The 4158-nt window shown below is 53.9% G+C and carries 4 protein-coding genes; all 4 read right to left on the bottom strand.

Going from position 1 to position 4158, the window contains the following annotated elements:
* Positions 1–146: 146 nt before the first annotated feature.
* Positions 147–827, bottom strand: a complete 681-nt coding sequence (locus HJV72_RS18665) for a histidine phosphatase family protein (protein ID WP_208073341.1) — start codon at positions 825–827, stop codon at positions 147–149.
* A gap of 18 nt (positions 828–845) precedes the next feature.
* Complete coding sequence (locus HJV72_RS18660) at positions 846–1691, bottom strand: hypothetical protein (protein WP_208073339.1); 846 nt, start codon at positions 1689–1691, stop codon at positions 846–848.
* A 120-nt stretch (positions 1692–1811) separates the two neighbouring features.
* Positions 1812–2858, bottom strand: coding sequence for an NAD(P)-dependent alcohol dehydrogenase (locus HJV72_RS18655; RefSeq protein WP_117772324.1), 1047 nt, complete (start codon positions 2856–2858; stop codon positions 1812–1814).
* A 35-nt stretch (positions 2859–2893) separates the two neighbouring features.
* Positions 2894–4158 (bottom strand): FGGY-family carbohydrate kinase (locus HJV72_RS18650; RefSeq protein WP_208073337.1); only part of this gene is annotated, 1265 nt, incomplete at its 5' end.

The following is a 4158-nucleotide window of genomic DNA, read 5'->3' as shown; positions in this document are numbered from 1 at the left end:
TTTGATTTTTATCATAGCATGCCGTAACATCAAATCATCTGGTTATTTTTACCATTTACCCGGTCTGTTCACCTTTTTTGGTATCTGGTAAGCACATAAGGACAGCAGGCAGAACGGATAGCCGTTCTGCCTGCTGTTCTTATATTTTATTCATCTGATTCTCGACCTGGGCGGTGTCTTCCTGCCACGAGCGCGCTGCCCTTTTTATCCTCTTCGGGAACGAAGCTGTCATCACTCCAGGATATTATCTCAACTTTATCATCGTCAGACACTTCCACGATAGTAAGCGCAGCGTTACCTATGGGCTTTACATCCCATATCTCACTGATCTGCCTGCCTTCAAAATGCATCAGAAGAAGCGTCAGGCAGATCATGTGGGATGTTATGAGGATGGTCCTGCCCCTGTTGCTGCCTACGATTCTCCAGAATGCCTCGATTATGCGGTCTGACACTTCCTGAAACGTGTCGCCGCCCTCAATCTTAATCTTCTCAGGATGATCTCTCCACAGTGCCATCTGGCCCGGATATCTTGCTTCTACTTCTCTGCCGTCGAGCCCTTCCCACTTGCCGCAGCAGATTTCCCGAAGCCCTTCGTCCGGCAGTATGGGAAGTGTCCGGCTGCCCCGTATGATTTCCCCTGTCTCAAGGGCACGCCTCATAGGGCTTGTATAGATGACGTCTATCTGTTCGTCTTTCAGCGCTTCCTTCGCATACCCGGCCTGCCTTCTTCCTTTTTCATTTAATGGGATATCTACACTTCCGAGAAACTTGCAGCGTACATTCCATTCGGTCTCTCCATGGCGCACCATGATTACTTTTGTCTTCATAAGTTCCATCACCTCCTTCTATCGGGCCGTAGCTTTTCCATCCTCATTTGCCTTCGTATCCGCTTTGTCCGCCTCCTCTTCCGAATCTTCCGCCTTCGTCTCTTCGGATGCTTCTACTAGCTTACAGCGGTCTGCAATCCAGGATTTAACATTATCCTGTGTTACGAGGAGCCGCATCTCTTCTTCAGATACTGCTTCCAGAAGGAGATCCGTATTGGCGAATTTGTATTCTTCGGCGTATTCTTCCAGTGCCTTCTGGAACGCTTCTTCATTTGGCTTCAGCCCGTATCTGTCAGCTATGACATCTGCTGCAAGCTCCTGCTTTACAGATGCCTTTGCCGCCTTGTCCAGCTCTTTGTCTGTCATTCCAAGGGCCTCCATATATGCCTCGTATTCCATCCCCGCTTCTTTTGCATACGCTTCATACTGACCTTCCAGATGCTTCTTCACCTCTTTGATTCGGTCTTTCGGATAGCTCTTGACTTCTGTCTTATCGATCACCTGCTCCCAGGCCCTCGTCTCTATTTTCTCCCGGGCAGCGTCTTCTTTTGCCGCATCTATCTGTCTGCGGAGGTCTGCTCTGTACTCTTCTACTGTCTCTGCCGTATCCGATAGCGTCTCTTTTACAATTTCATCCGTAATCTGCGTATCTTCCGGAAGGTCATGCTGTGCCACATACCCTTCCATCATCCTTGCTACCACCTTATCTATCTCTTCCTCCGTCGTCTCTGTAACTTCCACTTTTTCGACTTCGATCCCTTTGTATTCATTTACGGTTACATAATCATCCGACAGTTTATCCGAGCAGCCTGCAAGTGATGCTGCAGCTATTAATGCTGCCAATAGCACTGCTGTTTTTTTCATAATGTCTACTCCTGTTTTTTCCAAAATGTGAATGGGGACAGGCTCCTCCATGCAAAAAGAGACTGTCCCCGTATAAAGAATGAGCGAATTCTCTCCCTTTATACCGTTCTTATGTACAGTTTACACAAACTTGACGACTGATTTTATTACTTCATCCTTATGGTTCAGGCTGTATTCGATGGCCTCGATACAATCCTTGAAATCAAATTCATGGGATACGATATCCTTTACCGGAATCGCCCCTGAGGAAACGGCGGCAATTGCTTTCGGCCACAGGTTTCTATAGCGGTATACGGAATAGACGATGCCCTCCATCGCATTCAGCGTCGCGATGTCCAGCTCCAGGACCGGCTCCGGCGAAACGCCTACGAGTGTCACTTTTCCGGCACGTTTGATCAGCCTGCACGACTGTAGCGTCGTGACGCGGTTGCCCGCGCACTCATATACCTGGTCCGCACCGCCGCCCGGTAACGTCTTGGCAAACTCTTCGATGCTCTCTCTTGTGCTGTTGAATACTCTTGTCGCTCCGACTTCCATGGCCTTCTCGAGCCGTTTGTCCATCACATCCGCCACATAGATCTCGCTGACTCCACGGGCTTTCAGGCTCATGACCGTGCACAGTCCGATGCAGCCGCTCCCAAGGACGATTGCCGTCTCGCCGATTCTGGCGTCTGACAGTTCTGTGGCGTGCATACCGACTGCAAGGGGCTCTATCATAGCGCCTTCCAGAGTTGACATATTCTCAGGCAGCTTGTAGCACATGCTGGCGTCATGTGTACAGTATTCCGCATTCACACCGTCCCGCTCTCCCGGAATGGCAAGCATTTTTATATTCTGACACAGGTTATAATTGCCTTTGCGGCAGTCTTCGCATTTTCCACATGGCACTGCCGGCTCGATCGACACTTTGTCACCGACTTCAAATCCCTCCACTCCTTCTCCGATTCCGGTAACCACACCGCCCGGTTCATGTCCGAGGGCTAGCGGGCCGTCTAACGTCCAGTTCGCAAGCTGCCCCTCCTGATAGAAATGAAGATCAGAGCCGCACACGCCTACATATTCAAGCTTGATCTGAAGCTCGCCCTTGCCTGGCTGCGGTATGTCGCGCTCTACCCATTCCAGCTTTTGCTTTCCTGTCAAAACACATACTTTCATTTTTCCTTCCATTGCTGTCTACCTCTTTTCTTGGTTTATTAAGTGTCTTACCTCGTTAATATAGTTCCGACTGCTGATTTCCAGCCCTGGTACTTTCTATCCCTCAATGCGCCGTCCATATGCGGCTCATATTTTACCCGTCTCAATCTGTCGAAGATGCTTTCATCCCACACGCCGAGGGCAAGCCCTGCCGCGTACGCCGGGCCGATGCCCGACAGCTCCTCCGAATCCGGCACCTGTACCGCCGCCTCTGCGATGTCGCTCTGGAACTGCATCAGGTACCGGTTCCTCGTCGGCCCCCCGTCCACACGCAGCTCTTCCACCTTCACCTGTGCATCTTCGCTCATCGCCTTCACGATGTCCGTTATCTGGTAGGCGATGCATTCCACGCCTGCCCTTACCACTTCCGCTTTCCCTGTCGTGCGCGTCATCCCTACGATGGCCGCCGCCGCATGGCTGTCCCAGTACGGCGCCCCAAGCCCCGAGAATGCCGGGACGAGGTACAGGCTGTCGTCCTGCACCGCCTCCCCCGACAGCTCCTCCGTCTCTGACGGCGAGCTTATGAGCTTCAGGTCGTCCTTCAGCCACGTGATCACCGCCCCCGTGTAGTTCAGGTTCCCTTCCAGCACGTAGTTCACCTTACCGCCCATGCTCCACGCAAGGGACGTCACAACCCCGTGGGTGCTTAGGACCGGCTCCTCCCCGATGTTCATCATGATCGAGGAGCCCGTGCCGTAGGTGGACTTTATCATCCCGGGCTTTAAGCAGCCCTGGCCGAACAGGGAGCCGTGGGAATCCCCGAGCACCCCGTGGATCGGCACCGGGCGGGGGAGCAGCCCTTCCACGTCCGTCTCCCCGAAGTCCGCATCCGAATCGCATACCTCGGCCAGGTTCGCCGGATCGATGCCGAAGAGCCGGCAGATTCCCTCGTCCCACGCAAGCTCGAAGATGTTGAACAGCTGGGTGCGGGAGGCGTTGGAGTAGTCGGTCTTGTACGACTTCCCACCGGTCAGCTTGTAGATGAGCCAGCTGTCAATCGTGCCGTGGCAGATCTCCCCCTGGTCCGCCTTCTCCCTGGCCCCTTCCACATGTTCGAGTATCCAGGCGATCTTGGACGCCGGGAAGTAGGGGGAGAGGTTCATGCCGGTGGCCCTGCGGATGCGCTCCGCCTCGCCGAGGCGCTCCACCCGCTCGCAGATGTCCGCCGCCCGGGCGCACTGCCACACGATGGCGTGCCCGAGGGGCGCGCCTGTGGTGCGGTCCCATGCAAGGGACGTCTCCCGCTGGTTGCTGATACCGATGCCGGCGACAC

It is taken from the genome of Extibacter sp. GGCC_0201 (genome assembly GCF_017566055.1).
Classification (GTDB): Bacteria; Bacillota; Clostridia; order Lachnospirales; family Lachnospiraceae; genus Extibacter.
Note: the sequence above shows the minus strand (reverse complement) of the source record. Positions and strands in the feature narration are given on the sequence as shown.